At 69.8% G+C, this 26,453-nt stretch carries 20 protein-coding genes; 8 read left to right on the top strand and 12 right to left on the bottom strand.

The genetic code is table 11. From position 1 onward, the window contains the following. Window positions 1–44: 44 nt before the first annotated feature. From AAGI91_10885 to AAGI91_10865, 5 genes are all read right to left on the bottom strand, one after another. On the bottom strand, window positions 45–1,745 hold the full coding sequence (locus tag AAGI91_10885) for a sodium:solute symporter family protein (GenBank protein MEM1043121.1): 1,701 nt from the start codon (window positions 1,743–1,745) through the stop codon (window positions 45–47). Between the two features lie 30 nt (window positions 1,746–1,775). Further along, window positions 1,776–2,063 carry a DUF4212 domain-containing protein gene (locus tag AAGI91_10880; GenBank protein ID MEM1043120.1) on the bottom strand — a complete coding sequence of 96 codons (288 nt, stop codon included), beginning with the start codon at window positions 2,061–2,063 and terminating at the stop codon, window positions 1,776–1,778. Between the two features lie 159 nt (window positions 2,064–2,222). After that, the gene (locus AAGI91_10875) at window positions 2,223–3,473 is read right to left on the bottom strand and encodes a hypothetical protein (GenBank protein MEM1043119.1); all 1,251 of its coding nucleotides are present in this window, start codon (window positions 3,471–3,473) and stop codon (window positions 2,223–2,225) included. 110 nt (window positions 3,474–3,583) lie between these two features. After that, on the bottom strand, window positions 3,584–5,539 hold the full coding sequence (gene acs / locus AAGI91_10870; GenBank protein MEM1043118.1) for an acetate--CoA ligase: 1,956 nt from the start codon (window positions 5,537–5,539) through the stop codon (window positions 3,584–3,586). A gap of 510 nt (window positions 5,540–6,049) precedes the next feature. After that, window positions 6,050–7,066, bottom strand: coding sequence for a PAS domain-containing protein (locus AAGI91_10865; GenBank protein ID MEM1043117.1), 1,017 nt, complete (start codon window positions 7,064–7,066; stop codon window positions 6,050–6,052). A gap of 199 nt (window positions 7,067–7,265) precedes the next feature. Here AAGI91_10865 and AAGI91_10860 point away from each other — a divergent pair, with 199 nt between their 5' ends. From AAGI91_10860 to AAGI91_10850, 3 genes are read left to right on the top strand one after another with little or no spacing between them, the layout of a single operon-like run. Beyond that, window positions 7,266–7,511, top strand: a complete 246-nt coding sequence (locus tag AAGI91_10860) for a hypothetical protein (protein MEM1043116.1) — start codon at window positions 7,266–7,268, stop codon at window positions 7,509–7,511. Beyond that, window positions 7,508–10,309 (top strand): sensor histidine kinase, encoded by a 2,802-nt coding sequence (locus tag AAGI91_10855; protein MEM1043115.1) that lies wholly within the window; start codon window positions 7,508–7,510, stop codon window positions 10,307–10,309. Before AAGI91_10860 ends, AAGI91_10855 begins: the two co-directional genes overlap by 4 nt. 11 nt (window positions 10,310–10,320) lie before the next feature. Continuing rightward, window positions 10,321–10,692, top strand: coding sequence for a response regulator (locus AAGI91_10850; GenBank protein ID MEM1043114.1), 372 nt, complete (start codon window positions 10,321–10,323; stop codon window positions 10,690–10,692). Window positions 10,693–10,767: 75 nt separating this feature from the next. On the opposite strand, the gene AAGI91_10845 is transcribed toward AAGI91_10850, so the two are convergent. Further along, window positions 10,768–11,094 carry a metalloregulator ArsR/SmtB family transcription factor gene (locus tag AAGI91_10845; GenBank protein MEM1043113.1) on the bottom strand — a complete coding sequence of 109 codons (327 nt, stop codon included), beginning with the start codon at window positions 11,092–11,094 and terminating at the stop codon, window positions 10,768–10,770. A gap of 112 nt (window positions 11,095–11,206) precedes the next feature. Between AAGI91_10845 and AAGI91_10840 the strand changes: the two genes are divergently transcribed. From AAGI91_10840 to AAGI91_10820, 5 genes are all read left to right on the top strand, one after another. Further along, the gene (locus AAGI91_10840) at window positions 11,207–13,294 is read left to right on the top strand and encodes a S9 family peptidase (protein ID MEM1043112.1); all 2,088 of its coding nucleotides are present in this window, start codon (window positions 11,207–11,209) and stop codon (window positions 13,292–13,294) included. A 163-nt stretch (window positions 13,295–13,457) separates the two neighbouring features. After that, window positions 13,458–15,428, top strand: coding sequence for a hypothetical protein (locus tag AAGI91_10835; GenBank protein ID MEM1043111.1), 1,971 nt, complete (start codon window positions 13,458–13,460; stop codon window positions 15,426–15,428). A gap of 5 nt (window positions 15,429–15,433) precedes the next feature. Further along, window positions 15,434–15,985 carry a hypothetical protein gene (locus tag AAGI91_10830; protein ID MEM1043110.1) on the top strand — a complete coding sequence of 184 codons (552 nt, stop codon included), beginning with the start codon at window positions 15,434–15,436 and terminating at the stop codon, window positions 15,983–15,985. A gap of 30 nt (window positions 15,986–16,015) precedes the next feature. Continuing rightward, complete coding sequence (locus tag AAGI91_10825; protein MEM1043109.1) at window positions 16,016–16,570, top strand: hypothetical protein; 555 nt, start codon at window positions 16,016–16,018, stop codon at window positions 16,568–16,570. 28 nt (window positions 16,571–16,598) lie between these two features. Next, entirely contained in the window at window positions 16,599–17,243 is a 645-nt protein-coding gene (locus tag AAGI91_10820; GenBank protein MEM1043108.1) for a T9SS type A sorting domain-containing protein, read from the top strand. Window positions 17,244–17,331: 88 nt separating this feature from the next. Here AAGI91_10820 and AAGI91_10815 read toward each other — a convergent pair whose 3' ends face one another. The 6 genes from AAGI91_10815 to AAGI91_10790 form a co-directional block, all read right to left on the bottom strand. After that, complete coding sequence (locus tag AAGI91_10815) at window positions 17,332–19,209, bottom strand: FG-GAP-like repeat-containing protein (GenBank protein ID MEM1043107.1); 1,878 nt, start codon at window positions 19,207–19,209, stop codon at window positions 17,332–17,334. Window positions 19,210–19,268: 59 nt separating this feature from the next. Continuing rightward, window positions 19,269–20,774: a T9SS type A sorting domain-containing protein gene (locus tag AAGI91_10810; GenBank protein ID MEM1043106.1), complete on the bottom strand. Its 1,506-nt coding sequence runs from the start codon at window positions 20,772–20,774 to the stop codon at window positions 19,269–19,271. 139 nt (window positions 20,775–20,913) lie between these two features. Beyond that, window positions 20,914–23,586 carry a carboxypeptidase regulatory-like domain-containing protein gene (locus tag AAGI91_10805; protein ID MEM1043105.1) on the bottom strand — a complete coding sequence of 891 codons (2,673 nt, stop codon included), beginning with the start codon at window positions 23,584–23,586 and terminating at the stop codon, window positions 20,914–20,916. A gap of 17 nt (window positions 23,587–23,603) precedes the next feature. After that, entirely contained in the window at window positions 23,604–24,590 is a 987-nt protein-coding gene (locus AAGI91_10800; GenBank protein ID MEM1043104.1) for a FecR domain-containing protein, read from the bottom strand. 29 nt (window positions 24,591–24,619) lie between these two features. Then, window positions 24,620–25,180 (bottom strand): sigma-70 family RNA polymerase sigma factor, encoded by a 561-nt coding sequence (locus tag AAGI91_10795; GenBank protein MEM1043103.1) that lies wholly within the window; start codon window positions 25,178–25,180, stop codon window positions 24,620–24,622. Between the two features lie 134 nt (window positions 25,181–25,314). Continuing rightward, complete coding sequence (locus tag AAGI91_10790; GenBank protein MEM1043102.1) at window positions 25,315–26,214, bottom strand: hypothetical protein; 900 nt, start codon at window positions 26,212–26,214, stop codon at window positions 25,315–25,317. Window positions 26,215–26,453: the final 239 nt, after the last annotated feature.

The following is a 26,453-nucleotide window of genomic DNA, read 5'->3' as shown; positions in this document are numbered from 1 at the left end:
GCAGCGCCTCGCCGCCCGCAGGCTACCGAAACGCAGACGGAACGCTACGCGGTGACGGTGTCGAGCTCCTCCTCGGCCATCACGCGCGGGTAGCGGATCTGCTCGACGAGCCGCTGGACGCGCTCCGGCGGCGGAGCCGTCACGAGGGAGACGCCGATCATCAGCGCGAAGTTGAGCACCATCCCGATCACGCCGATGCCCTGGGCCTTGATGCCGAGGAAGTCGGCCAGCAGCGGCGCGTCCAGGCCGAGCACGCGGTCGGCCCGCATCAGCACGATCATGACGAACGTGAACGCGAGGCCGACGGACATGCCGGCAATCGCGCCCTGCTTGGTGGCGCGCTTCCAGAAGATGCCCAGCAGGATCACCGGGAAGAAGCTCGCCGCGGCCAGCCCGAAGGCGAACGCCACGACCTCGGCCACGAACCCCGGCGGGTAGATCCCGAGGATGCCTGCGATCACGACCGCGAACAGAATCATCGCCCGGCCCACGGCCAGCCGCTTCTTATCGGTCGCCGTCGGGTTGATGAGCTTGCCGTAGATGTCGTGCGCGAGGCTCGACGAGATCACGAGCAGCAGGCCCGAGGCCGTCGAGAGCGCCGCAGCCAGCCCGCCCGCGGCGACGAGCGCCACGATGAAGGCCGAGAGCCCCGCGATCTCCGGCGTCGCGAGGACAATGATGTCGCGGTTGATGACGGTCGTGTTGAGGAAGTCGCGGATCGTCGACGCGTCGGCGGCGGGCAGCGCCGCAATCGCCTCGGTGTCGATCAGCCCGGTCTGCGCCCAGTTCTGCACCCACGAAAGCTCGACGAAGCCCTGCGGACCGAGTTCGGTGAACTGCTGGAGGATGTAGGTCTTGGCGAAGACCGCGATCGCCGGGGCCGTCGTGTAGAGCGTGCCGATGAAGAGCAGCGCCCAGAAGGCGGACCACCGCGCCGCCGAGACGCTCTTGACCGTGTAGAAGCGCACGATCACATGCGGCAGCCCGGCCGTCCCCACCATCAGGCAGAGCGTGATGCAGAAGACGTTCAGGAGGTCGTTGTTGACGAACGGACTCGTGTAGGGGTCGAGGCCGAGGTCGGTCTGGAGCTGGTCGAGGATCGGGAGCGCCTCGCCGATGGCCCCCTGCGGGATCGGGTTGCCGAAGAGCGAGAGCGCAATCGCAATCGCGGGGATCGTATAAGCGACGATGAGGACGCAGTACTGCGCCACCTGCGTGTAGGTGATCCCCTTCATCCCGCCGAGCCCAGCGAAGAAGGCGACGATCACCATGCCGATCAGCACGCCGACCTCGTTCGAGACGAGGAGGAACCGGCTGAAGGCCACGCCGACGCCGCCCATCTGTCCAGCCACATACGTGAACGAGACGAAGATGGCCGCGACGGCCGCGACGACGCGCGCCGTCTGCGAGTAGTAGCGCTCGGCGACGAAGTCGGGGACGGTGTACTGCCCGAACTTCCGCAGGAAAGGTGCCAGCAGGAGCGCCAGCAGGACGTAGCCGCCGGTCCACCCCATGAGGTAGACCGAGCCGTCGAAGCCCTGGAACGAGATCAGCCCGGCCATGCCGATGAACGAGGCGGCGCTCATCCAGTCGGCCCCGGTGGCGGCACCGTTGGCGAGCGCCGAGATGCCCTGGCCGGCGACGTAGAAGCCGCGCGTCGAGGCCACGCGCGAGCGGTAGCCGATGTAGAGGTAGGCGGAGAACGTCAGGCCGACGGTGACCCACGTCCATTCTTGGATACCCATGGTGCTGGAGGGTTAGGTGGAGGAGGGCGGTTAGTGGCCTTCGCCGGCGGCGGAGACGCTGCCTTCGGTCTCGGCGAGGCCGGCCTCCTGGTCGGCCTTGTCGGAGAAGTAGGCGTAGATCCAGATCAGGGAGACGAAGACGAAGATGCTCCCCTGCTGGGCCATCCAGAACCCGAACGGCACCCCGCCGAACGAGAACTGGTTGAGGAACGGCGCGCCGAAGATGGCCATCCCGAAGGCGACGACCGCCCACACGGTGAGCAGGAGCGCGATGCGCTTGAGCTGGCGTTGCCAGTAGGCTTCCTTGGTCATTTTCATGGCAGGCGTCGGTTTGTGTGCGAAACGGCCAAGCTGTGTTCAGAAACTCTCGCCGGTGTCATCCTGAACTCGTTTCAGGATCTAAGGGGTAGCTCCGTCTTCACGAGATCCCGGATCAGAGTCCGGGACGACAGCTTCTCTTGAGGTTCCAAACACATCTTAGAAAAAGAGGAACACGGTGAAGTTGCCCCGGAGGTTGACCACGTCCTCGGTGGTGTCGCCGCTCGGGGCGAGGCTGCCGTCGTAGACGGCCGACTGGTCGGCACCGACGACGTAGCGCGCGCCGGTGGCCTGGACCTCAAACCCGAAGCGGAGCGCGCCCGCGTTGTAGACGAGGCGGGGGGCGACGCGCCAGACGTGCTCGATGGCGCTCGTCTCGCCGTAGCCGCGCGCGGCGAACGTCACGGCGTCCGGGTCGAGCCCGCTCGCGCTCGTGCCGAGGTTCTGGAGGAAGCCCCCGAAGAGGCCGAGGCTGAGCGTGCCGGTGGTCTCGACCTCGGCCCAGGCGGCGACCACGTCGAGCGGCTCGAACTCGACCTCGCCGCCGTCCCCGGGGACGATCGCGTAACCGCCCGTCATGAGGTGGTCGGCGAGGTCGCCGCCGTAGGTCACGTTGGCGCGGGCGACGAAGCGCGGGCGCGCGAGCGCTGCGAAGCCCTGCACCGCGCCGCTCGTGAAGCGCTCCGAGGTCAGCTCTGGGCGGATCCACTTGACGAGGGCCGTGGCCCCGACCGTGTTGCCGCCCGAGCCGTACTCGGCCGAGAGCGTCGCCGAGGGCAGGGCCGCCTGCTGCTGCTGCCGGAGCCCGCCGATCTCCTGGAAGGCGTCGCGCTGCTGCGCCAGGATGCCCGAGACCCGGGCGTTGCCGGGCTTGAACGTCACCCGCGCCATGACGTGGCGCGCGAACGGGTTGAACGGCGCCCCCGCCTCGGTCGCGACCGTCCGCGCCCACGACGAGAGGAAGAACGGCGTCCACTCCATCCCGAACATCGCCTCGCGGTCCCCCCAGTCCAGCCCGACCGTCGCGCGGCGGATGCGAAACGTGTTGTTGTTGGGGTTGCCCGGCCCGAAGAAGTCGCCCTCGATGCGTCCCGAGACCGTCGCCCCGAGCGCCTCGGGGAGGTCACCGACGGTCACGCCGACGCGGCTGAAGAACGGGAAGAAGAGGAGGTTGTCGGTGTCGTTCGGCTCGTCGTCGGCGTCGGTGGCGAGGGCGGGGTAGAGGAGGAAGTCGCCTTCGCGCGCGCCGACCACCTGCTGCGTGTCGTAGTAGTAGGCGGACTTGATGAAGCCGTAGAGGTCGAAGCTCTGCGCGGCGGCCGGCGCGGCGGCGAGGGGGAACAAGAGCGCGCCGAGAACGATAGGCAGGACGTAGCGCGCCCACCGGGCGCGCGGTGCTCGTCTAGTCATGGGTGACTCCGGTGGCTGGGTGAGCGTGACAGCGCCGCAGGCGGTGGCAGCCGCAGGCGGCGCGCGAGTGTCGGCCGGGCCTCGTGGCAGCGAGGCCCGGCCGCGTGCGTTTACCGGTTCTGCCGGTGCTCGATCAGGTCATCGACCACGGTGGGGTCGGAGAGCGTAGAGGTGTCGCCGAGCGTGCCGTAGTCGTTCTCGGCGATCTTGCGGAGGATGCGCCGCATGATCTTGCCCGAGCGTGTCTTCGGCAGCGACGGGGCGAACTGGAGCTTGTCCGGCGTCGCAATCGGCCCCATGACCGTGCGGACGTGCTGGACGAGCTCGGTGCGTAGGGCGTCCGAGGGCTCGGCCTCGGAGCCGAGCGTGACGTAGCAGTAGATGCCCTGTCCCTTGATGTCGTGCGGGTAGCCGACGACGGCGGCCTCGGCCACGGTGTCGTGTAGCACGAGCGCGCTCTCGACCTCGGCCGTCCCCATGCGGTGGCCCGAGACGTTGATCACGTCGTCGACGCGGCCGGTGATCTGGTAGTAGCCGTCGGCGTCGCGGCGGCAGCCGTCGCCGGTGAAGTAGTACCCCTCGTAGTGGGCGAAGTAGGCGTTGATGAAGCGCCAGTGGTTCTTGTAGACCGTCCGCGCCTGGCCCGGCCACGAGTCGGCGATCGCGAGGACGCCCTCAGCGGCACCGTCCACCTCCTCGCCAGCGGGGTCGAGGACGACGGGAACGATGCCGAAGAACGGCTTCCCGGCTACGCCCGGCTTCTGCTCGATCGCGCCCGGCAGCCCGACGAGCATCACGCCGCCGGTCTCGGTCTGCCACCAGGTGTCGATGATCGGGCACCGGCCGCCCCCGACCACCTCGTGGTACCAGCGCCACGCCTCGGGGTTGATCGGCTCACCGACCGTCCCGAGGAGGCGGAGGCTGGAGCGGTCGGTCTTGGCGACGTAGTCGTCGCCCTTGGCCATGAGCGCGCGGATGGCCGTCGGCGCGGTGTAGAGAACCGTGACGCCGTGCTTGTCGACGACCTCCCAGATGCGGCTGGCGTCGGGATAGGCCGGGACGCCCTCGAAGAGCACCTGCGTGGCCCCGTTGATCATCGGGCCGAAGACGATGTACGAGTGCCCAGTGATCCAGCCGACGTCGGCGGTGCACCAGTAGACGTCGGTCTCCGGTTGGAGGTCGAAGACGTACTCGTGCGTGATCGAGGTCCAGACGCAGTAGCCGCCGGTCGTGTGGACGACGCCCTTCGGCTTGCCAGTCGAGCCGGAGGTGTAGAGGATGAAGAGCGGGTCCTCGGCGTTCATCTCCTCGCACGGGCACGTCTCGGCCGCGCGCTCGAACGCTTCGTGGTACCACACGTCGTGATCGTGCCAGGTCACTCCGCCGCCGGTGTTGCGGACGACAAGCACATGGCGAACCGACTGGCCCTGCGCTGCTGAGCGCTCGACGGCTTCGTCGACGTTCGCCTTGAGCGCCACGGTCTTGCCGCCGCGCCGCCCCTCGTCGGCCGTGATGACGAAGTCCGACTCGCCGTCGAGGATGCGGTTGGCGAGGGCATCGGGCGAGAAGCCGGCGAAGACGACCGAGAAGACCGCCCCGATGCGCGCGCAGGCGAGCATGGCGTAGACGGCCTCCGGGATCATCGGGAGGTAGATCGTGACGCGGTCGCCCTCGTTCACGCCGTGGTCCTTGAGCACGTTGGCGAAGCGCTGCACGGCGGCGAGGACGTCGGCGTAGGAGATCGGGTAGGACTCCGCACCGGGGTCGTCCGGCTCGAAGAGGAGCGCCGTCCGCTCGCCGAGGCCGTTCTCGACGTGGCGGTCCACGGCGTTGTAGCACGCGTTGGTGCGTCCGCCGATGTACCAGCGAACGTGGACGTCGCGGGAGTCGAAGGCGATGTCGCGGACGCGGCGGAAAGGGACGTGCCAGTGGATGCGCTCGGCCTCCTCGCGCCAGAAGGCCTCGTTGTCGTCGACCGAGCGGCGGTACATCGCCTCGTAGGCGTCGGCGGATCCGATGCGGGCCTCAGCGCGGAAGGCGTCGGAAGGGGCGTAGGCGTTGACCATGGTTGTTGGCATATTGTATCACCCTGTGGTAATGTATTACTGCTTTGTATAGCCCTTGCGGATCTTTAGAGCTACTGGGCTGCACGCATGCATCAATGCATTACTAGAGTGTAATAAATAGAGTCGATGCGTGTCAAGCCCCCGCTCTAATTTTTTCGTCGCGTCCCCTGGGTCCTCTTCGGGACATAGGGCCTACCCGAGAAATCTTCTCGGCTGCCTCTGGCTGCACGGATGCGGCGCGGCGTTGCACTCGTCGTCCGATAGGCTACGGCATCTGACCTCTCGTGCGCCTTGCTCCGCGCCCGTCCGCTCAGACTCTGCTGGTCGGGCCGACTTTTCGGATAAGCCCTGAGTCCTCTGGCACGTTGAGACGGACAGGCTTTCTTCTTTCGTCATCCCGGACCCCGATCCGGGATCTGGGGCGTGGCCCGTAGATGGGCTGCGCCGCTGCTGCGCGGTCTGAACCACGTTCAGGATGACACACCTGTCAACGTGAGCTCGTCGCAGCACTCAGCTGCTCCTGCCGTTGGCAGGCATCCGCGCCGGGAGGAGGAGCCGGACCGCCGCGTGGCCTGCGGCGTCCGCGTCGCGCGCCCACAGCGCGCCGCCGTGCCGCTCGACGACGCCTCGGAGCGACTCGGCGCTGGCTCCGCCAGCCGGAGCCAGCGGCTCGTCGGCCCAGCGGTCCAAGCGCTCGGGCCGGACCGGCGCGCCCCGCCAGCACAGGTCGAGCGCCGCCATCTGCCCGGCTCGGTTGAGTTGCACCGCGAGCGCCTCGGCCTGCACGGCGTGCACGGTGCGGGTGGCGAGGTGGACGAGTCCACGTTCGAGAGCCGACCACTCGACCCGCACCACGGCGTCGGGTGCGTCCGACGCGGCAGCGGGAGCGGCGTCCACGCGCACCGCGAGCGCCTCGGCGAGCGCAGCGGCGGTGCGTGCGCCCAGGGCCTCGGCGCGCAGGTGCTCGGGCAGACTCAGGGGCGTTGTCGCCTCGGCCAGGGCGGCAGCCGACTCTTCGAGCTGCTCGCTGAGGGCGACGGCCTGCTCGCGGATGATCGTGGTGAACTGCGCCGCGAGGTCTTCCTCCATGCCGGGGTACTCGGTCAGGGTCTCGATGGCGGCTCGGATGCTAGCCAGCGGGCCACGGACGCTTTCCGTCAGGCCGAGCGCCAGGCGCTCGACATCGCGGTGAAGAGGAAGCGACTCGGCGACGCGCAGGACGAGTGCCAGGCCGGCGGGTTGTGTCGTCTTGTGGACGTGGACGAGGCGTGCGCCCACGCGTGCGGAAAACGGCTCGCCGTCCGGGGCGTCGCGGAGCAGCGCCTCGTCGAGGAAGGCGAAGACGGAGCGGCCCGCGAGACTGTTCTCCGGGGTCGCTGCGTTGCGGGCATCCGCACCGGGGAGGTCGGCGTCGAGGAGACGTGCAGCGGCGGCGTTGGCGGCGCGGATGTGTCCACCGGCGTCGCAGACGAGCGCGGCGTCGGGTACGGCGGCGAGCAGGGCCTCGGTCAGAGGAGCGAGCGACACGGGCACGGGCGGGTGGAGACGTGTCAAACGGCAGAGGGGAAACGGCGGTTTCGGCAGGAGCGGCGCAGGCTCAGCGCGCGGCCGAGTGCCGCCTGCGAGCACCCGCCGGCAACGCCGGGGTGCCGCCCGAAGACGCCCCCGCGTTTTGCCTTGCTCCCGGGAACGCGGTATCATGGGCGAAGAATTCGAAGGTACGGGGATGCGCAGCCAGCGACTCATCGCTCTATTCGGATTGGGCGTGGTGGTCTTCACCTACCCGCTCCTCTCGCTCTTCAGCAGCGCCGAGGTCGTGCTCGGTCTGCCGGTTTTCTACGCGTACCTCTTCGGCGTGTGGGCGGGACTGATCGGGCTGGCGGCATGGGTCATCGAGGGCCGCCGCCCGCGCCTACCGGCTGAAGCCGAGCGCGCGGAGACGGACCGGGCGGAGGCAGGAGGCGCACCGTGATCCACCAGGGCATCGTTCTGGGCGTCGCATTCGCCTACGTCGCGCTGCTCTTCGCCGTGGCCTATTGGGGCGACCGGCGCGCGCAGCAGGGCCGCAGCGTCATCGGCAGCCCGGTCGTCTACGCGCTCTCGCTCGGGGTCTACTGCACGGCGTGGACCTTCTACGGCAGCGTCGGGCGCGCCGCCACGACGGGCGTCGGCTTCCTCCCGACCTACCTCGGCCCGACGCTGATGGCACTGCTGTGGTGGGTGCTCCTGCGGAAGATCCTCCGCGTCGCCAAGCTCTACCGCATCACCTCGATCGCCGACTTCGTCTCGGCGCGCTACGGCAAAAGCGCCCTCCTGGCCGGCGTGGTGAGCGTGATCGCCGTCGTCGGGATCATCCCGTACATCTCGCTCCAGCTCAAGGCCATTTCGACGAGCCTCCAGGTCAGCAGCGGCGCTGCCGGCCTCGGCGCGGCGGCCGAGCCGGAACCGCTGTTCCTCGGGCAGACGTTCATCGTCGCCCTCGTGCTGGCGCTCTTCACGATCCTCTTCGGCGCGCGGCGGCTCGACCCGACCGAGCGCCACGAGGGCCTCGTCGCAGCGATCGCGTTCGAGTCGGTCGTGAAGCTCGTGGCGTTCGTGGCGGTCGGGGCGTTCGTGACGTTCGGCGTGTTCGACGGGTTCGGCGACCTCTTCGGGCAGGCGGCAGCGCGGGCGGACCTCCGGCCGCTGCTCACGTTCGAGGGCGTCGGGGACTACGGCTCGTGGTTCGCCCTCACGTTCGTCTCCTTTCTCGCCATCCTCCTGCTGCCGAGGCAGTTCCACGTCGCCGTCGTCGAGAACGTCGACGAGCGGCACGTCGGGCGCGCGGTGTGGCTCTTCCCGCTCTACCTGCTCGCGATCAACGTATTCGTTCTCCCGATCGCGCTCGGCGGGCGGCTCTACCTCCCGGCGGGGGTCGACGCCGACACGTTCGTGCTGACGCTGCCGCTGGCGGCGGGGCAAGAGGCGCTGGCGCTCCTCGCCTTCGTCGGCGGGCTGAGCGCGGCCACCGGCATGGTGATCGTCGCCGCGACGGCGCTCTCGATCATGATCTCGAACGACCTCGTGATGCCGGTGCTGCTGCGGCTGCGCCGGCTGCGGCTGACCGAGCGGGGCGACCTCAGCGCGCTCCTGCTCGCAGTGCGGCGGGGCGCGATCTTCGGCATCCTCGTGGCGAGCTACTTCTACTTCCGGCTGATCGGCTCGGCCTACTCGCTCGTCTCGATCGGGCTGATCTCGTTCGTGGCTGTCGCGCAGTTCGCCCCGGCGTTTCTCGGGGGGTTGTACTGGAAGCGGGCGACGCGGGCCGGGGCGCTGGCGGCGCTCGTGGGCGGCTTCGCCGTGTGGGGCTACACGCTACCGCTGCCGTCGCTCGTGGAGGCCGGGCTGTTGCCGGCGTCCTTCGCCGAGGCCGGGCCGTTGGGGATAGCGCTCCTGCGGCCCTACGCGCTCTTCGGGCTGGTGGGCCTCGACCCGATCACGCACAGCCTCGTCTGGAGCGCACTCGTGAACGCCGGCCTGTTCGTCGGGGTGTCGCTGTGGACGCGGCAGGGCGTCGTCGAGCACGGGCAGGCGGTCGCGTTTGTGGACGTGCTGCGGCGCTCCGGCGAGAGTGTTCAACTCTGGCGAGGCCGCGCCGCCGTGGCCGACCTCCGCGCCGTCCTGGGCCGCTTCCTCGGTGCGGCCCGGGCCGACGAGGCGCTGGTGGCCTACGCCCGGCGCTCCGGCGAGGCGCTCCCCGACGTAGCCGACGCCGCGCTCGTGCAGCACGCCGAGCAACTCCTCGCCGGCGCGATCGGGGCCGCCTCGGCGCGCGTCGTCCTCGCGACAGCCGTGCAGGAGGAGCCGCTGAGCCTCCGCGAGGTGATGGCGATCCTCGACGAGACGCAGCAGGTGATCGCCTACAGCCGCGCCCTCGAAGAGAAGTCGCGCGCGCTCGGGGAGAAGTCGGCCGAGCTGGAGGCGGCGACGGCCGAGCTGCGCGCCGCCAACGAGCGCCTGACCGAGTTCGACCGGCTCAAGGACGAGTTCGTCTCGACCGTCACGCACGAGCTGCGCACGCCGCTCACCTCGGTCCGCGCCTTCGCCGAGATCCTGCACGACAACGCCGACCTCTCGCCCGAGCAGCGCCGCGAGTTCCTCGGCATCGTCATCAAGGAGAGCGAGCGGCTGACGCGGCTCGTCAACCAGGTCCTCGACCTCCAGAAGCTCGACAGCGGCGCGCTCGACTGGCGGTACGAAGCCGTCGACCTGGCCGCGCTCGTAGCTGAGGCTGCCGCCGCGCTCGGCCAGGTGCTGCGCGAGCGCGGCATCGCGCTCACACTCGCCCTCGACGACGGCGCACCTCCCCTCAACGCCGACCGCGACCGGCTCATGCAGGTACTCGTCAACCTGCTCTCGAACGCGTCCAAGTTCTGCCGCGGCCGGATCGCCGTCCGCCTCCGCACCGAGGCCCCCGAGGGCGACGGGGCCACGCCCGTGCTCCGCGTCGAGGTCTCGGACGACGGGCCGGGGATCGCCCCGGCGCACCGCGAGCAGGTCTTCGAGCGCTTCCGGCAGGTTGAGCCGGCCTCGGACGGGCAGCCGGGCGGGACGGGCCTCGGCCTCGCCATCGCCCGCCGCATCGCCGAGCACCACGGCGGCCGCCTCTGGGTCGCCGACGGGGCCCCGCCGAGCGGTTCGCCGGGCGGTTCGCCGGAACCGCTTTCAGGCGCTACCTTCGTCGTCACCCTGCCCGTGGCCCCCGCGCCCTCGGCCGCTCCCACTCGCTAACGCCTGCTTCCATGCCGCACAAAGTTCTGATCGTAGACGACGAGCCGAGCATCGTGCTCTCGCTGGAGTTCCTGATGAAGCAGGCCGGGCACGAGGTCACGATTGCCCGCGACGGCGAGGCCGCGCTCGAGGCCGTCCACTCGGTCTACCCGGACCTCGTCCTGCTCGACGTGATGCTCCCGCGCCGGAGCGGCTTTGAGGTCTGCCAGACGGTCCGCGAGCACGCCGAGTTCGCCAACACCAAGATCATTCTTCTGACCGCCAAGGGCCGCGACGTAGACGTGACCAAAGGCCTCGCGCTCGGGGCCGACGACTACGTGACCAAGCCCTTCGGCACGCGCGAGCTGGTCCAGAAGGTCGAGGTGCTGCTGGAGGGCGCGTAGCGGCGACGACGAAGAGGCGGGCGTGGACCTCCCCGCCCTGAGCGAGCAGGGCCTGGGCACGAGCGTCGGCGTCGGTCAGGGCGCGGCGTCAGGCTCCGCCGCCTTCTCGTTCAGGCGGTTCGAGATGAGGAGGTAGATGCCCGCGATGCTCGGGTCGGCGATCGAGTAGAACGCGTTGATCCCCTCCTTACGGCGGCGCACGATGCCCTCACGGGCGAGGAGGCCGAGGTGCTTACTCGCGTTCGCCTGCCGCTGCTCGGTGAGGTCCATCAGCTCCTGCACGCTCAGCTCGCCGTGGGCGCGGAGGGCGTTGAGGAGGCGCAGCCGGACCGGGTGGCCGAGCACCTTGAGCCGGCGCGCGGCGCGCTCGACGAGCGCATCGGGAACGAGGGGTGGCTTCATGGCAGCGGAGCAAGTGCGCATCCAAAGATAGGGGCGGGACCCCCACGCAGCCGGACCGAATCGTAGCCTCGCCCGTACTTTCCGCCGACTTTCCACTCGACTTCACTTGGCTATGCCTACCGCCTTTGCCCGCCGCGTGCCCTGTCTCGGCGCGCTCCTGCTCCTCTTCGCCGTCGCCGCGCCCGCTGCCCTCGCCCAGAGCGCGGACCCCGTGCCGGACGACGTGCTGACGCCGCTCGACGTGGCGCGCATCCAGACAGTCGGTGCCGTCGCCGTCTCGCCCGACGGCGAGCAGGTCGCCTACACGGTCACCGTGCAGCGCGACCCGTTCGAGGCCAACGCCCGCCCCTACTCCGAACTCCACCTCTACTCCGTCGAGAGCGGCCAGACGACCGGCCTCCGCACCGGGGCCGTCTCCCACGGCAGCCTCACCTGGACGCCCGACGGCGAGCGCGTCTCCTTCCTCACCCGCCACAACGACGACACGCGCCCGGCGCTCTACACGATGGACCCGTTCACGGGCGAGATGACGCGGGTGCTCGCCTTCGACGGCGGCATCGGCTCGCCCGCGTGGAGCCCCGACGGGAGCCGCGTCGCCTTCATCTCGGCCGAGCCGACAGCGGAGAGAAGCGAGGTGCTGCCCTACCAGCCCGACATCTACGAGGAGGAGACCCCCAACCGCAAGCTGTTCGTCGCTACCCTCGGCACCGACGCCGAGCCGCAGATGATGGACGTGCCGGGGACGGTCTACACCATCGACTGGAGCGCCGACGGCACCCGCATCGCTGCCGCGATCGCGCCCGACCCGTACGTCGACAACTCGTACATGGGCAAGCGCGTCCACGTCCTCGACGCCGCGACGGGCGAGGTCGTGGCCCGCGTCGAGAACCCCGGCAAGCTCGGGGCGGTTGCGTGGAGCCCGAGCGGCGAGCACCTCGCGATGATCTCCGCCGCCGACGTCAACGACCCGAAGGAGGGGCGGCTGATGGTGGCCGACGCCTCGACCGGGCGGTTCCGCGACGTGCTCCCCAACTTCGAGGGCCACGTCACGGGCATGATGTGGGAGGACGCCGAGACGATCCGCTACTCTGCCGACCAGGGCGTCGAGACAGCCATTCGGCGCGTCGACCGGGACGGGAGCCTGGAAGTCGAGCTGCTTCCCTTCGGCGAGGCCGTCTTCACGGGCTTCGCTGCCTCCGACGACGGCGAGGTCATGGCCTTCGCTGCGAGTAGCCCGACGTATCCGACCGAACTCCACGTCGTGACCGGCGGCGAGGTCGAGCGCGTCACGGAGTCGAACCCGTGGCTGGCCGGCAAGCGTCTCGCCCGGCAGGAGGTCATCACCTACGAGGCCCGCGACGGGATGGAGATCGAGGGCCTGCTCATCCACGCGCTCGGCCACGGCGACGGCGACCGTGTCCCGCTCATCACTGTCGTCCACGGCGGGCCCGAGGCGCACTACCGCAACAACTGGCTGACGGCCTACTCGCTGCCGGGCCAGATGGCCGCCGCGAAGGGCTACGCCGTCTTTTACCCTAACTACCGCGGCTCGACCGGGCGCGGCGTGGCCTTCTCGAAGGCCGGCCAGGCCGACCCCGCCGGGGCCGAGTTCGACGACATCGTCGACGGCGTGGACCACCTCATCGCCGAGGGGATCGTGGACGAGAGCAAGGTCGGCGTGACGGGCGGCTCGTACGGCGGCTACGCGACCGGCTGGATGGCGACCCGCTACTCGGAGCGCTTCGCCGCCGGCGTCATGTTCGTCGGCATCTCGAACAAGGTCTCGAAGGTCGGCACGACCGACATCCCGAACGAGGAGTTTCTCGTCCACGCCCGCAAGCGCCCGTGGGACGACTGGCAGTTCTTCCTCGAGCGCAGCCCGATCTACTACGCCGAGCAGGGCCGGACCCCGCTCCTGATCATGCACGGGGCCGACGACCCGCGCGTCCACCCGACGCAGTCGATGGAGCTCTACCGCCACCTCAAGCTGCACGGGGAGGCCCCGGTCCGGCTCGTGTTCTACCCCGGCGAGGGCCACGGCAACCGCAACGCGACGGCGCGCTTCGACTACACCCTGCGCGCGATGCGGTGGTTCGACCACTACCTCATGGGACCCGGCGGCGACCCGCCGAGCTACGACGTCTCGGACCTCGCCGAGTCCGAGCATGAGACGATGAAGGACGCGATGGGCTCGAACTAGCCCAGCCTCCATCACGCACAACAGCACTGCCGGGTCGGGTTCGCCTCACCCGGCAGTGCTATTTGGGTGACGAGTCGCTAATTTTTTAGAGGGCTAGTTGCAGAAGGAAAGCTGCCTGTTGTGTCGTGTCGGTCCCCTGCTCCTAACGCGGACCCACGCCCGGATGCGTCTCTGCTCTGCCCTGCTCTTCTTGGTCTGCGCCACCCTCTCGTTCGTGCCGGCAGCGCAGGCACAAGTCGCCATCGAAGAGCGCGTCGAGATCGCGCCCGAGGCGGCGGCGAGGGGACAGTACGACTACCAGCCGCGCGGCAAGGGCGAGTACGTCTTCTACGGGCAGGGCGCGTCGAGCACCGGAGAGCCGCTCGGGGGCACCTTTTCCGTAGCAACATCGGATGGTGACGTGCACAGCACCTCCGTGACGAGCGGATTCAGCTTCAGCGACGAGTACCTCCGCGGCGTGTGCAGCGAGGTCGAGTACTACCACCGCAACTACTCAGCATCCGGCGATCTGCTCCGAGTCCGGGTCGATGCCGACGAGGTGGTCGACTCGCTCTGGTTCGCGCGCGGCGATGAGGTGGACGTAAACGCTGGTCTGTCGCCGACGGCGAAGCACACGTACGACATCGGTTGCGGCTTCCGGTGGACGAACCGGTGCTGGTGCCTGGAAGGGTACACGTATCCGTACACCGGTCTCACGGCGCGAGGCCGCTTCGAGGCCGACCCGCCGGACGCACTCCAACTCACCGCTGACCGCGACACGATCGCATTCCAGGAGTCGGGGCGAGAGGCGGCCTCGTTCCAGACACTCGCCGTCTACAGCTCCGGTGAGCAGGCCCCGCTCGCGGACTCGACGGAGATCACGTACACGGTGTCGTCTCCGTATGGGCAATTGCACGACATCGTAGCTGGTCACGTCGGCTCGCCGCGCGTGCTCGAGTACGGGGACCGAGGCGGCGGGCGGCTCTACTTCGATACGAAAGAAGCGGCGTTGGCGAGCGGCCCTGCGTGTGATGAGTTAGTAAGCGTGTTTGCGAGCGGAGGGGGCGTCGGCGGCGAGGCGCAGGTGGTGGTCCGAGGGAGCGGGCCGCCACCGGCATCAGACACGCTCATAGTAACCGTGAGTCCCTGGGATATCGCGGCGGGCGATTCCGCTCGGGTGTTCGGGAGGTACCAGAAGACGGGGTGCGGTCCTGGGACGCTGCCAGATACGACGCAAGTGCTCGTAGCCATCTCCTCGCTGGATCAGGGAAGCCTGAAGTATGATGGACTGCGAGGTGCCGCCTTCGTCGTCCCTTACGGAGAGCTGCGGGATGGTCAAGTGCAGTTCATGGCAGATAGCATTTCCTGTGACTCTGCCCGCGTAGCTGCCTCGGCATTCGTCAACGAGGGGCTTTGGGGAGAGGCTGAGTTCGAGGTGCAAGCGGCACAAGGGAGGCCGGCCCACACAGCTCCCGGTCTCGGCAGAGTTGGCTGCGGAGGGGCGCTTGCCTTCGAGCACGACCCAGCGACCAAGGCGGAAGTCGAGCAGTTGATTCGGGACACCTGCCCTGGTCAGTTGCCCTCTGAACTGGGGATGTACTTCCAGGCTAGCGTGCGTGCCTCACTAAATGCGGCAACGCAGGGCCATCCGATTGGCATAGAGTACAGTCCGGGTCCTGGACCTACTGTACGCCCAGTGGACGGCTGGCTCAACGGCCTCCGAGACGTAACGAAGCCTGGCTGGCCTATCATCCCTGGCTACGTGACGTCGATCCTAGAAGTGAAGTTCAACGAGATGCGGCGTGATGTCATTAAGGGTAGTCAGTATAGGTCGCATATGGATGACCTGGCTCGCAGTTACACCGCAGAAGGGGGAGTTATGCCCGGGGCCCCGCTCTACATAATCGCAACCAACTCCCAAAATCCAAGGATCGAGTGGCTCGGGAGCAACTATCGCTCAGGCAACCTTCCGAGTGAGGCGGCTAGGCGGGGCATCAACGTCATGCATCTTAGAGTAACTCGGGATGGGAGCGATTTCTACCTCAGCGGTGACCTGATAGGACCGAAGGCGGATGTGCAGAGCTGGATCAAGGACTTCGTGATGGACTGGGAACATCCATTCGTTGTATCCTGCACACCTGACATAGACCAATAGCAAACATGGGTATAAGCGTCGTCCTCCTCCGGGTGCCCCTTGAGCCTGCCGTGGACATGCTCTCGCAGCGGACGTCGTTCAACGACTTCGCCGAGTACCTCGAGACCGAACTGATGCCTTACGACCCTGAGGAAGAGAGGAGAGACGCTCCGGACCCCGAGTCTCTTGGACTAGACCTCATGAAAGCGTATAGGCTCACGCTCGACGTACTCACCGAGACCGCTCACGAGCACCACTCTAGCCTCTTCCTCACGGAGGAGTTCGCGGACCCGCTCGCCTGGGCAGCGTTCGGGGCGCGGCTCCCGAAGTGGGAGGAGGACCCCCTGCTGCGGTACAGCCTCGGCTCGGACCTCGACGCTATCTGCGACGCGCTTGGAACGATAGACGAGACGGAGATAGAGCGCCGCATCCGGCGCCTGCTCAAGGTCGCGCCGGGGTATGGAAGGGGAATCGGGCCATGGGCGCAGAGCCGCGTAAGAAAAGTGCTGCCGGCTATGCCCGAGTTCTACAGACGAGCGCGGTCGGCAGGGGAAGTCGTCATCCATCGAATGTACTAGACTGCCACAGCCTGAAAATTAGCAGCGGACATGGGTATAAGCGTCTCAGTCATCCGGGTGCCTCTTGAACCTGCGGTAGACGTGCTCTCGCGGCGAGCTTCCTTGAGCGACTTTGCGGAGTACCTAGATTTCGAACTGGTTCCCTACGATCCTGACGCAGGGGAAAGAGAAGATTTGGACCCCACGTCCCCTGAAATACGCCTCTGGAGGAGCTACGGGCTCGTACTCGACGTACTCACCGAGACTGCTCACGAACACCACTCCAGCCTGTTCATCACGGACGAGTTTGCGGACCCGCTCGCCTGGGCGGCGTTCGGAGCGCGACTTCCGAAGTGGGAAGGCGACCGTCTGCTGCGGTACAGCCTCGGCTCAGACCTCGATGCCATCTGCAGCGCGCTTGAAGCGATAGACGGGCAGGAGCTTGAACGCCGTGTTTGGCGAGTGCTGAGACTCGCTCCGCAGTACGAACCTGAAGGGTGTGAGCCGTGGGTGCAGAATCGCATGGAAGACATAGTGCCAGCCTTACAAGGACTCTTCCAGCGAGCACGTTCGGCAGGCGAAATCGTCATCCATCAAAGGTTCTAAACTGATCTCCAACTGCTTCAATCTGGCTATGCGTACCGTCCTTCTCATCACTCTGTTTGCTGCTATTCCTGCACTGGCGCAAGAGTCAGAGACGGCGCACCGCGTTCCCTTTGCTGCCGAAGGCAACACGCTCGCCCTTACGGTTGCCAACATCGCTGAGGAGCACGGTGCCACAGCCCTCAGCGTCGCCCTCGCCGAGGCCCCCGACTGGCTCGCCGTCACCCCGGCCGAGGTCGTCCTCGACGCCGTCGCGCCCGGGGCCGAGGCCCGCGCCGCCTTCTCCTTTGACGTGCTACCCCACGCCCCCGTCGGCACGCCCGCTGCGCTCCGCTTCACCGTCACCACAGTAGACAGCCAAACCTGGACGCACACCGTTCGCCTGGAGGTCGCCGCGCCGGCCGCCTTCCGGCTCGGCGGGGTCTACCCCAACCCGTTCCGAGGACAGACCACGTTCGCCTACGAACTCCCGCGCCCGAGCGAGGTCTCGCTCAGGGTCTACGACGTGCTCGGCCGCCGCGTGGGCGAGGTCGTCGACGAACGGCAGGTGGCAGGTCGGCACGAGGCGGACTGGGCACCGCCGCGCCTGGCGAGCGGGGTGTACCTGTGGCGACTGACGGTCGAGGATGCCGCGGGCGTGGTCGAGCGGCAGGGCAAGGTGCTGCTGATTCGGTAGCCCCTCGCAGCGCCTCTCAAACGCACGCGGGCGGACAGGAAGGTGCTCCCCTCCTATCCGCCTGCGCGGGCTTCGACCGAAGACGCCGCTAGCGGACGAGCGTGAGCCGCCCTGTCTCGACGCGGGAGCCGGCCTTCAGGCGGTAGAGGTAGACCCCGCTCGGGAGGCCCGCCGCCTCGAACCGCACGCGGTGGTCGCCGGCCTCAAACGGCCCGTCGGCGAGGCGGGCGACCTCGCGGCCGCGCACGTCGAAGATGGCGAGCACGACCTCGGCTACCTCGTCGAGCGCGAACCCAATCTCCGTAGCGCGGGCGAACGGGTTGGGGTAGGCCGAAATCGACGCCGTCGCCTCAACCTGCGCGTCCGGCCCAGCCGCCGCTTCCGGCCCAGCCGCTGCTTCCGGGGCGTCCTCCACCACCACCCACGGCGAGGCACCCGTGGCGATCCACGCCGCCGACATCGTCCCTTCGATCCCGGCGCTCTCCCGACCTCGGTCGGAGACGATGACGCGCAGGTCTACGGCATCGACAGCCTGACCGGGAAAAGTCCCGACCGCCACCGTGTAGGTGTAGCCTCCGGTCGGCGTCGACGTCGGGACGCTCTGGGTGTAGCTGCCGGTGGCGGTCTGCCCGCCCGAGACGGTGCCGGAGGTGACGAGCCCCTGGCCGAGCACGACGCCGCCGGGGAAGGTCGCGGCGCTGAAGAAGAGGTCGCCGGCGAGGGCGCTGCCGGTGTTGTTTCGGATCTCGAAGCCGACCTCGAACGAGCCGCCCGGGGCCACGACGATGGTCTCGCCCGGACCGGCGAGGAGGCTGACGGCGTCGCCGGTGCGGTTGCGGTACCAGGTCAGCGTACCCCCAGCCGCTACGGCCACATCTAGGGCTCCGTCGCTGTCCAGGTCGGCCACCTCGAGGACGCCGCCGCCGAGACGCAGACCGAAGCCCTCAACCGGACCGAAAGCGCCGCCGGTGTTCTCGGCGAAGAACGGCCCGATGTCGCCGTCGATCCGGCTCGTGCCGACGAGGTCCGGGTCGCCGTCGCCGTCGAGGTCCACGGCGCGCAGGTCGTCCGGGGCTTGGACGGCTGCGGCGTCGAAGACCACCTCGAACGGACCGAAGGCTCCGCCGCCGAGGTTCTCGAACGTGCCCACGACGTCCTCCACGGTCTGGCTGCTCACGACGATGTCGAGGTCGCCATCGCGGTCGAGGTCGGCGAGGTCACCGTCGCCTACGCCGCGCACGGCGTCGGAGAAGAGCGACTCGGTGAAGCGCCCGAGACCGTCGTTCTCGAAGCGCGTGATGGTGCTCGTGAACACGTCGAGGCTGAGCATGTCGAGGTCGCCGTCGCCGTCGAGGTCGCCGGCGAGGAGCGCGCTCGGCGCGACGGTCCCGAAGGGCTGCGCCGCCCCGAAGCGGCCCGTGCCGTCGTTGAGGTGGATCGCCATCCGGTCGGTGACAAGATCGAGGTCGCCGTCGCCGTCGAAGTCGCCGGCCTTGACCACCCCGACGAAGCTGGCCCCGGCCGGCACCGTCTGGGTAAGAGCAAAGCCGAAGCTGCCGTCGTTGACGTAGATCGTCAGCGCGTCGTTCTCAGCGTTGACGACGGCCAGGTCGAGGTCGCCGTCGCCGTCGAAGTCGCCCGCTTCGAGGTCGTTGGGAATAGCCGTAGCGGGCAGTACGCCCTCGAAACTAAACGTGCCGCGGTCGCGGTTTTCGTAGAGTGCGGCGCGCTGGTCCGTCTCGTCCACGTCGGGGTCGAAGCTCGCCGCGACCACGTCGGGGTCACCGTCTTGGTCGAAGTCGGCGGCGAGGAGATCCGAGGCGGCCGGCGCAGTCTGTCCGAACGGGACGGCATCGCCGAAGGAGATGGACTGGGCCTGGAGGCCGCCCCCGAAGAAGGCGAGGACCAGAGCGGAGACGCGCGCGAAGCGGCGCGCAGGGACGAAGGGGGAGGTGGAGCGGTGCATGGTGAGCCGAAGATTGGGTGCAGGGGAGGAGAGTTGAGCGTGTGAAGGGCGCGGGGCGTCTAGCGGATCAGCGTCACGCGCCGGGTCAGCGTCTGGCTCTCCGTCGTGAGGCGCACGACGTACACCCCGCTCGGCAGCGCCGCCCCGTCGAGCACGACCTCGTGCTGACCGGCTGCCAGCGGCCCGTCAGCGAGCATAGCAACCTCGCGGCCGAGCACGTCGAAGACCGCGACGCGGGCGGGCCCGGCCTCGGGCACGGTGAAGCCGACCGTGGTGCGCCCGGTGAACGGGTTGGGATAGGCCCTAAGCTGGACTGCCACGGCGCTCGAACGAGCGGTGGGCGCTGCTTCCGTCTGCTGCAGGTGCAGCGCCGCGTCCTCGACCAGCCACGCCGCATCGTCGCCCGCACGGGCTGCCCCCGTCACAGTCACGGTGAAGACCTCCTCGGCAACCGTCGTCGTGGGGAAGGTCCCGATCCGCAGCCGGTAGGTGTAGGTGCCCGGCGGTGCGTTGCCGGGGACGCGCTGGGTGTAGCTCCCCTGCGCCGTTGCCCCGTCCGGCAGCGTGCGGGCGGCGACGATCCGGCCCTCGGTCGCCGTGGTGCCGCTAGCCGTCTGGGCCGTGAAAAAGAAGTCGCCGAAGAGGCTGCTGCCGGTGGCGTTCGTGACGGTGAAGTCGAACGAGACCGAGCCGCCGGGGGCGACCGTGAGCGGGCTTGTAGCCGAGGCCTCAAAGGTGAGTCCGGTCAGCCCGAGGAACGACGCGTAGGTCGCGCCGCCCGACCCGTTCTCGCCGCGCGGCGGGTTCGGCAGCGGGTTCTCGAACAGCCCCGTCCCGAGGTTGTAGACCTGGATATTCACCGCGCTCGGGCCGAAGGTGAGGTAGGCCCGGTTGCCGCCGATGCCGACCCCGTCGAAGCCCTCGAACGAGCCCGGCGCCTCGGCGAGGTCGACGACTTCGGTGACGCTCCCCGTGCCGAGGTCGACGGCGAACAGCGAGGACCCGTCGCCGAGCGCGCTGACGCCGTAGAGCAACCCGTCGACATCGTTGAAGCCGAGACCGCGGAAGACGACCGGTTCGTTCTGGAACGTGGGGTCGAAGAGGAACGTCGCGTCGCCGCTCCCAGGGTCGACCCGGTAGAGACCGCGCGGGGCACCGCCGCTGCCCGGACCTGAGTTGGCCGCGTAGAGGACGCCGTTGCCGAAGGCGAGCCCGACGGTCCGGTTGAGCCGCAGCCCGTCCTGGTCGAACATGAGCCCGATGCCGACGGGGTCCAGAAAGTCCCCGCTCTCCGAGACCGGGAGGTAGGCGAGCCGCATGTCGGAGAGGGTGCCCCCTTCGATGACGTAGTAGATCCGGCGGTTGACCTCGTCGTCGGCGACGGCGTTCGCGGACGGGCTGTCGAACTCGGCGAAGCTGCCGTCAGTGACGTCGGTCAGCCAGGCGTTGGGGTTGGTCGCGCCCTCGGCGTAGGCGCTGAAGAGTTGAGCATGCGCCGGGCCGGCGGCGAGGCCGAGCGTGAGGGCGCAGACGAGCGCGAAGAGGACCAGCGTAGCGTGTCGCATGGAGATAGCGTTGAGGTGAGTAGGGAGAGGGAGGCGAGACCGGCCAGAGGGGAGGGCCCTGTCTATCTCCCCAGACCCCAGGCGCGAGCGGATGACCAGTCGCCGGCGCGACCGACGCGCTGACCTCCCCGTTTCCTGCTCAGAACTGAACCCGGAGTTGGGCGCTCCAGCGGCGGCCCGGCACCCCGCGCTCGACGGGCACCCCGCCCGCGCCGAGCGTGCTCCGGCTCCAGTCGTACACGTCGCCGCCGTCGAGGGCGTCGAGGAGGCCGAGGTCCAGGCGAACCCAGGCTGGCCCGACGCGGCGGGCGAGGTAGACGCCGAGGTCGAGCCGCAGCGCCGCCGGCAGCCTGTCCTGCTCCGGCGCGCCGAGCGTGTCCCGGAACTCTTCGGCGACGAGGCCCGAGGCGGCTGGGAGGTAGTCGTAGTACGCGCCGCGGTAGCCCCACGAGCGGCCGAGGAGCGCCTGCCCGCTGCCACGCACGCCGAGGCCGCGTCCGAGCCGCACGTCGGCGTCGAGGCCGAGGCGGTGGGGGACCGTCCACGGCGTCGCCACGCGCCGACCGTCGTAGCGCCCGGGCACAGTGCGCCGGGCGTGCTCCGCGCTGTAGCTCGCGCTCGACCGCACCCGGTCTCCCTCGTACTCGAGCCGGAGACCTGCGCCGAGGGTTCGGCCGCTTGCGGGAGCGACGGCGGTGGCTACGTCCCGAACCGGGCCCGGGCCTTGCAGCGCCGGCGCGTCGAGGGCGAGGAGCCGGCTCTCCCAGCGGGCGAAGGCTTCGGCGCGGAGCGTCCACCGCATGCCCGGCATCACGAGGGCGTCGGCGGCGAGGTGGAGGGCGCGCGGCGGGGCCTCGCTCGTCGTGGGCAGCCAGAACAGCACCTCGGGCGCGACCGCCGCCGGGCCGGGGTTGCGGAAGGCGAAGCCGCTGACGAACTGCCGGTAGAGGCCCCCCGCGAGGCGGAGCGCGTAGGCCCCGAACGGTGCGGCCCCGTCGTAGCGGACAGCCGCCCGCGGCTCAGCGTAGAGCGTCTGCCGGGCTGGGAGAAAGGTCAGCCGCACGCCCCCTTCGAGCACCGTCCGCAGCCCGAGCGTCGCCTGCCCGTCGAGGCGCCCGGTGAGGCTCCACGCCGCCGCGTCGAGCGCGAGGGGCGCGATGAAGTCGTGCCCGGCCCGGAAGCGGGCGCGGGCGTACTCCACGCCCAGCCCGGCAGTGAGGTCGGTGCCCGGCTCCAGGCTGAAGGTGCCGTCGGCGTCGAGCGCGAGTTCGGTCAGCGCGTGGGCCGCGTCCCCGCCGCGCCCGTCGCCGATGCGCCCGAGGAGGGCCGCGTCCTCGCCGGGTGTGCCCGAGCGCTCGGCCTGCCCGAAGCGGTAGGCGTAGCCAGAGTCGTGGTGCGCCGCGCGCGCCTGCACGCCGACCACGCCGCGTGCGCCGACGAGGTGGCGGTAGCGGACCTGCCCCGTGCCGTTGAGCCAGTCGTAGGCGTCGCGGAAGGCGAGGAGGCGGTCCGGCTCACCGGTCGAGGCGAGCGTGGCGGTGCGGTCGGCGTCCACCTGGTTGCGGGCGTAGTAGGCCGAGGCGTGGAGCGTGGCGTAGGGCGAGGGCCGGAAGCGGGCGGCGGCGTGGAGGTCGGTAAACGACACGTCTGGGCGGTACAGGGCGGGCGCGAGCGCATCGGCCGAGACCGGCCTTTCCAGCCAGAGGCCGGTGAAGACGGGGTCGGCGCGGCCCCAGGCGTCGAGGAGGCGGCGCACGCCGGGGTCCTCGACAGCGCTCCACGCGCTGTGCCGGACGGCCGCCATCGCTTGGCCGCCGCGCGCGCCGAGCGGACCGCTGAGCCGGACGTTGACGCCGACCGGGTCGAGGAGAACTTCGGCACCGGAACGGTCGCTCCCGAGCCGGTGCGCGAAGTCGACGGCCCCGGTGAGTTGGCTGCCGGCGGCCGTCCCGAAGCCGGCCTTCTGGACCGTCATGCGCCCGAGCGCGAGCGGGCTGAACGCGCCGAGGTGGCGGCCGAGCACGACGGGGTCGCGCACCGGCACACCGTCGAGGCGAACGACGTGCTCGGTCGGGCTGCCGCCCTGGACGTGAAGGTCGGCGAGGGCGGGAGTCGCCGACACGCCGAGGACGCGCCGCGCCCCCGCCATCACGTCGGCCGACGCGGTGGCGTAGGGGGTTGCCTCGGCCGGCTCCGCCGCGCCGAGGCCCAGCAGCGCCGACGGCAGGCGCTGCGCCAGCCCGTCCACGACGACCGGTTCCGCCTCGGCCCCCCGCCCGTCGAGCGCGATCTCGAGCCGCTCCGCCGTCCCCGGCTCGATCCAGACCGGGCGCGGTGCCGAGGCGCGGTAGGCTACGTGCGTCGCCACGACCTGGTAGCGGCCGGGTCGCAGGTCAGCGAACGCGAAGAGGCCGTCGGTGTCAGCCGCCGTCGCGGTCGAGGCGTCGGTGAGGAGGACGTGCGCGAAGGGGAGCGGTTCGCCGGTCTCCGCGTCCACCACGCGCCCGGCCAGCCGCCCCGGCAGCGGCTCCGCGACGACGGCTTCGATGAGGACGTAGGCCCCGGTCGAGGAGCGGACATAGTCGAGGCCGGTCCCGTCGAGGATGCACTGGAGGAGCGTCTCGACCGAGCCGGCGCGGTGCGCGCAGAACACGCGCTGCTCCGGCGCGAGGTCGGAGGGGTAGACCAGCTCGATGCCGGTCAGGCGGACGACCTCGGCGAGTGCGTCCTGGAGCGTAGCCCCGCGCACGGTCAGGTCGTAGCTCGGCTGTGCGGCGGCCGTGCCGGCGCAGACCACGAAGAGGAGGAGCAACAACCGTCGAGACGGGCTCATCGCGCCTGCGTCGTGTCCCGGAGGAAGCGGTAGCCACCCTGAAGGCGCTCCACGCGCAGGCCCGCCGCAAGCGCGATGTCGCTCAGGAGCGCCTCGACACTGCGCTCGCCGACGTAGAACGTCAGCGGCCGGTCGAGCGGTACGCCCTCGGCGGCCTGGACCTCCACGCCGTAGCGACGCTCGATCTCGCGGAGGACCACGGCCAGCGGCTCGTCCTCGACGGCGAAGCCGCCGCTCCGCCACGCGAGCGCTTGGTTGAGCGCGACCGCTGCCGGTGCCGCCGGCGCAGCGCCGGCGGCGACCGCCGTCGCCTCGCCTGGCCGGAGCACGACCGGAGCAGCCCCGTCACGCGTCGCCACCCGGACGCTCCCCTCCTCCAGCATCACGCGCGTCGCCGGCCCCGGGTCGTCCGCGAAGGCGCGGACGCCGAAGCGCGTCCCGAGGACGGTCACCGAGGCGCTGAACGTCTCCACGACGAACGGGCGCGGCGCGGTCTCGACGGCAAAAAAGGCCTCGCCGCGAAGTTCGACGCGGCGCGCTGCGTCCGGCCGGAAGAACCAGGCCCGGAACCCGCTGCGGTAGGCTATCTCGGAGCCGCCGCTCAGCTCGACGCGGGAGCCGTCCGGGAGCGCTACGCTGACCCGCTCCCCCGGTGCGGCCTCCGCGACGACAGGCCGCTGCAGCCACCACGCGCTCACCATCAGGCAGGCGGCGAGGACGCTGGCGACCGAGGCCCACCGGACGATCCGGCCAGGGCGGGGTACGGCGTCGCGGTCGGCCGCGCGCCGGGACGCGGCACCTGAACCGGAGCGAGCGATGCGGCGCTCCAGGTCGGCCAGGGCCTCGTCGGTCGATGGAACGCCGTCGAGGAGGCCGCCGGCCGCCGGACTGTCGCCGAGCGTGTCCCAGAGGCGGGCGGCGCGGGCGGCCTCGTCGGGCTGTCCGTCGTAAGCTGAGAGGAGATCGGGAGGAAGGTCAGACATAACAGGTAGGTCTGGTCGGACAAAGAAGCTCATGCCGGGGTTTCGTCTTCGAAGGCGTCGAGCCGCGCCTGGAGCGTACCGAGGGCGCGGACGATGTGGTTGTTCACGGTGCGCGGCGCGACGCCCATCGCCTCGGCCGCTTCGCGGTGGCTGAGGCCCTCGAACCGCGTCAGCGAGAGCGCCTCCCGCTGGCGCTCCGGCAGGTCGCCGAGCCAGCGGCCCAGCCGGACCCGGAGCCGGTCGGCGTCGAGGCGTTGAGCGGGGGAGACCGTAGGCTCGGCCATGTGCCGGATTTCGTCGTGCTTGCGCTGCCGGGTCCGGCGGGCGCGCTTGTGGTTGAGCGCTCGGTTGCGCGCCATCCGGTAGAGAAGCCCCCGGAGCGTCTGCTCGGGGTCGAGTGTGGTACGCATCTCCCACAGCATGACGAAGACGTCCTGGACGAGGTCGTGGGCGAGGGGCGCGTCGCCGGTGAAGCGAGCTACATAGCGCAGCAGCGGCTCCCGGAGCGCACGGAACACCTCGGCGAACGCCTCGCGGTCCGAGGCCCGGAGCCGCCGGCAGAGCGCTGCGAAATGGGGTTCGTCGGACACAGATCGCGCCAGTGGGGATCGGGTGAGTGGGGGCACATACTACACAGCACGCGGCACGCCGAGCGTGACCAGTCTCCGGCGTGCCGCGCGTTGCTGGGACTGAGCTTCCGCCGCAGCCTGCGAGCGGGTACCGGTTAGTATCCGCCTCCGCCGTTCGGGTCGTCGTCGCCCGGCCCATCGTCCGAGCCACCGCTCGAAGGCGGTGCGGGCGCGGTCGCCTCGTTCACCACGAGGAAGGTGCCGGGGTTGGGCTGGCTCACGCCGCGCGTGTCGCCGCGGCCCTCGTCGCCGCCGAAGAAGTAGAGCGGCCAGCCCTTGTAGGTGAGCTGCGTCCGCCCGCCGACGCTGATCGTGCCGAAGTCGCTGCGGCCGGCCGTGCTTGGGGCAGCCCCGTTGCCGGCGTAGACCGGCCAGGCGGCGTCGTTGCTGAAGTCCGGCGCGGTGAAGGTGTTCTCGCCGTCCCGGTCGGCCCCGAAGCGGTAGAGCGTGCGGCCCCGGTCGTCGGTGAAGTAGCGCGTCAGGCCGGTGCCTTCAGCGAGGTCCTCGGTGTAGGCCGTGCCGTCGGCGCCGACGAGCTGGCCGCGGACGAGGAGGACAGCGTAGTCCGGCTTGGCGACGAACCACACCTCGCCGACGCCGTCGCCCTGCACGCTGCCCGGGGCCTCGACCTGGCCGTCGCCGGCGGGAGCGTAGTAGTAGAGCGGCCAGCCCTTGTAGGTCGTCTGACGGAGCCCATCGGCGCGCGTGATCTGGTCCACGTCGGCTGGGTCGAGGCCGCTTGCGAGGCGCAGGTCCTCGGCAAAGAAGACGGGCCAGGCGTCCAGGCAGCCGCCGGCGCAGGCCCCGAGGCCGTCGGCGTCGCCAGCGAAGACGTAGAGCGTGCGCCCCGCCTCGTCGGTGAGGATGCTTCCGAGGGCGTCGTCGGTAGCAAGGTCGAGGGGGAAGCGCTCCGCCGGCTCGTCGCTTGCGCTGTCGCAGGCGCTGAGCGTGAGGAGGGCGAGGAGGGCAGCGAGGTGGGAGAGACGTGCTAGCATGACAGGTACCGGTTGAGAAGGCCGCCGGGTACCACACCCGGCGTTCGGACCCATCAGACCCCGAGGTCTCTTCCATGACCACTCGCTGGTCCAGACTAATACCACCTCTGAGGATTGTTGCCTCACTCTCATGTCATGCCCGCGCAGGCGGGCATCCATCAGGCGGCGGCGCTTCACGTAGGGGGGTGCATGGGTCCCCGCCTACGCGGGGACGACCTCGTGTAGGTGAGACACTATCC

The sequence above is a fragment of the Bacteroidota bacterium genome (genome assembly GCA_038746285.1).
GTDB lineage: Bacteria > Bacteroidota > Rhodothermia > Rhodothermales > JANQRZ01 > JANQRZ01.
The sequence above is the reverse complement of the archived record's forward strand: the minus strand, read 5'-3'. Positions and strand labels throughout refer to the sequence as shown.

Coding starts and splice junctions, on each gene's coding strand:
- AAGI91_10885 (MEM1043121.1), bottom strand. CDS start 1,745: ATGGGTATCCAAGAATGGACGTGGGTCACCGTCGGCCTGACGTTCTCC.
- AAGI91_10880 (MEM1043120.1), bottom strand. CDS start 2,063: ATGAAAATGACCAAGGAAGCCTACTGGCAACGCCAGCTCAAGCGCATC.
- AAGI91_10875 (MEM1043119.1), bottom strand. CDS start 3,473: ATGACTAGACGAGCACCGCGCGCCCGGTGGGCGCGCTACGTCCTGCCT.
- acs (MEM1043118.1), bottom strand. CDS start 5,539: ATGGTCAACGCCTACGCCCCTTCCGACGCCTTCCGCGCTGAGGCCCGC.
- AAGI91_10860 (MEM1043116.1), top strand. CDS start 7,266: ATGCGCAGCCAGCGACTCATCGCTCTATTCGGATTGGGCGTGGTGGTC.
- AAGI91_10850 (MEM1043114.1), top strand. CDS start 10,321: ATGCCGCACAAAGTTCTGATCGTAGACGACGAGCCGAGCATCGTGCTC.
- AAGI91_10845 (MEM1043113.1), bottom strand. CDS start 11,094: ATGAAGCCACCCCTCGTTCCCGATGCGCTCGTCGAGCGCGCCGCGCGC.
- AAGI91_10840 (MEM1043112.1), top strand. CDS start 11,207: ATGCCTACCGCCTTTGCCCGCCGCGTGCCCTGTCTCGGCGCGCTCCTG.
- AAGI91_10835 (MEM1043111.1), top strand. CDS start 13,458: ATGCGTCTCTGCTCTGCCCTGCTCTTCTTGGTCTGCGCCACCCTCTCG.
- AAGI91_10830 (MEM1043110.1), top strand. CDS start 15,434: ATGGGTATAAGCGTCGTCCTCCTCCGGGTGCCCCTTGAGCCTGCCGTG.
- AAGI91_10825 (MEM1043109.1), top strand. CDS start 16,016: ATGGGTATAAGCGTCTCAGTCATCCGGGTGCCTCTTGAACCTGCGGTA.
- AAGI91_10820 (MEM1043108.1), top strand. CDS start 16,599: ATGCGTACCGTCCTTCTCATCACTCTGTTTGCTGCTATTCCTGCACTG.
- AAGI91_10815 (MEM1043107.1), bottom strand. CDS start 19,209: ATGCACCGCTCCACCTCCCCCTTCGTCCCTGCGCGCCGCTTCGCGCGC.
- AAGI91_10810 (MEM1043106.1), bottom strand. CDS start 20,774: ATGCGACACGCTACGCTGGTCCTCTTCGCGCTCGTCTGCGCCCTCACG.
- AAGI91_10800 (MEM1043104.1), bottom strand. CDS start 24,590: ATGTCTGACCTTCCTCCCGATCTCCTCTCAGCTTACGACGGACAGCCC.
- AAGI91_10790 (MEM1043102.1), bottom strand. CDS start 26,214: ATGCTAGCACGTCTCTCCCACCTCGCTGCCCTCCTCGCCCTCCTCACG.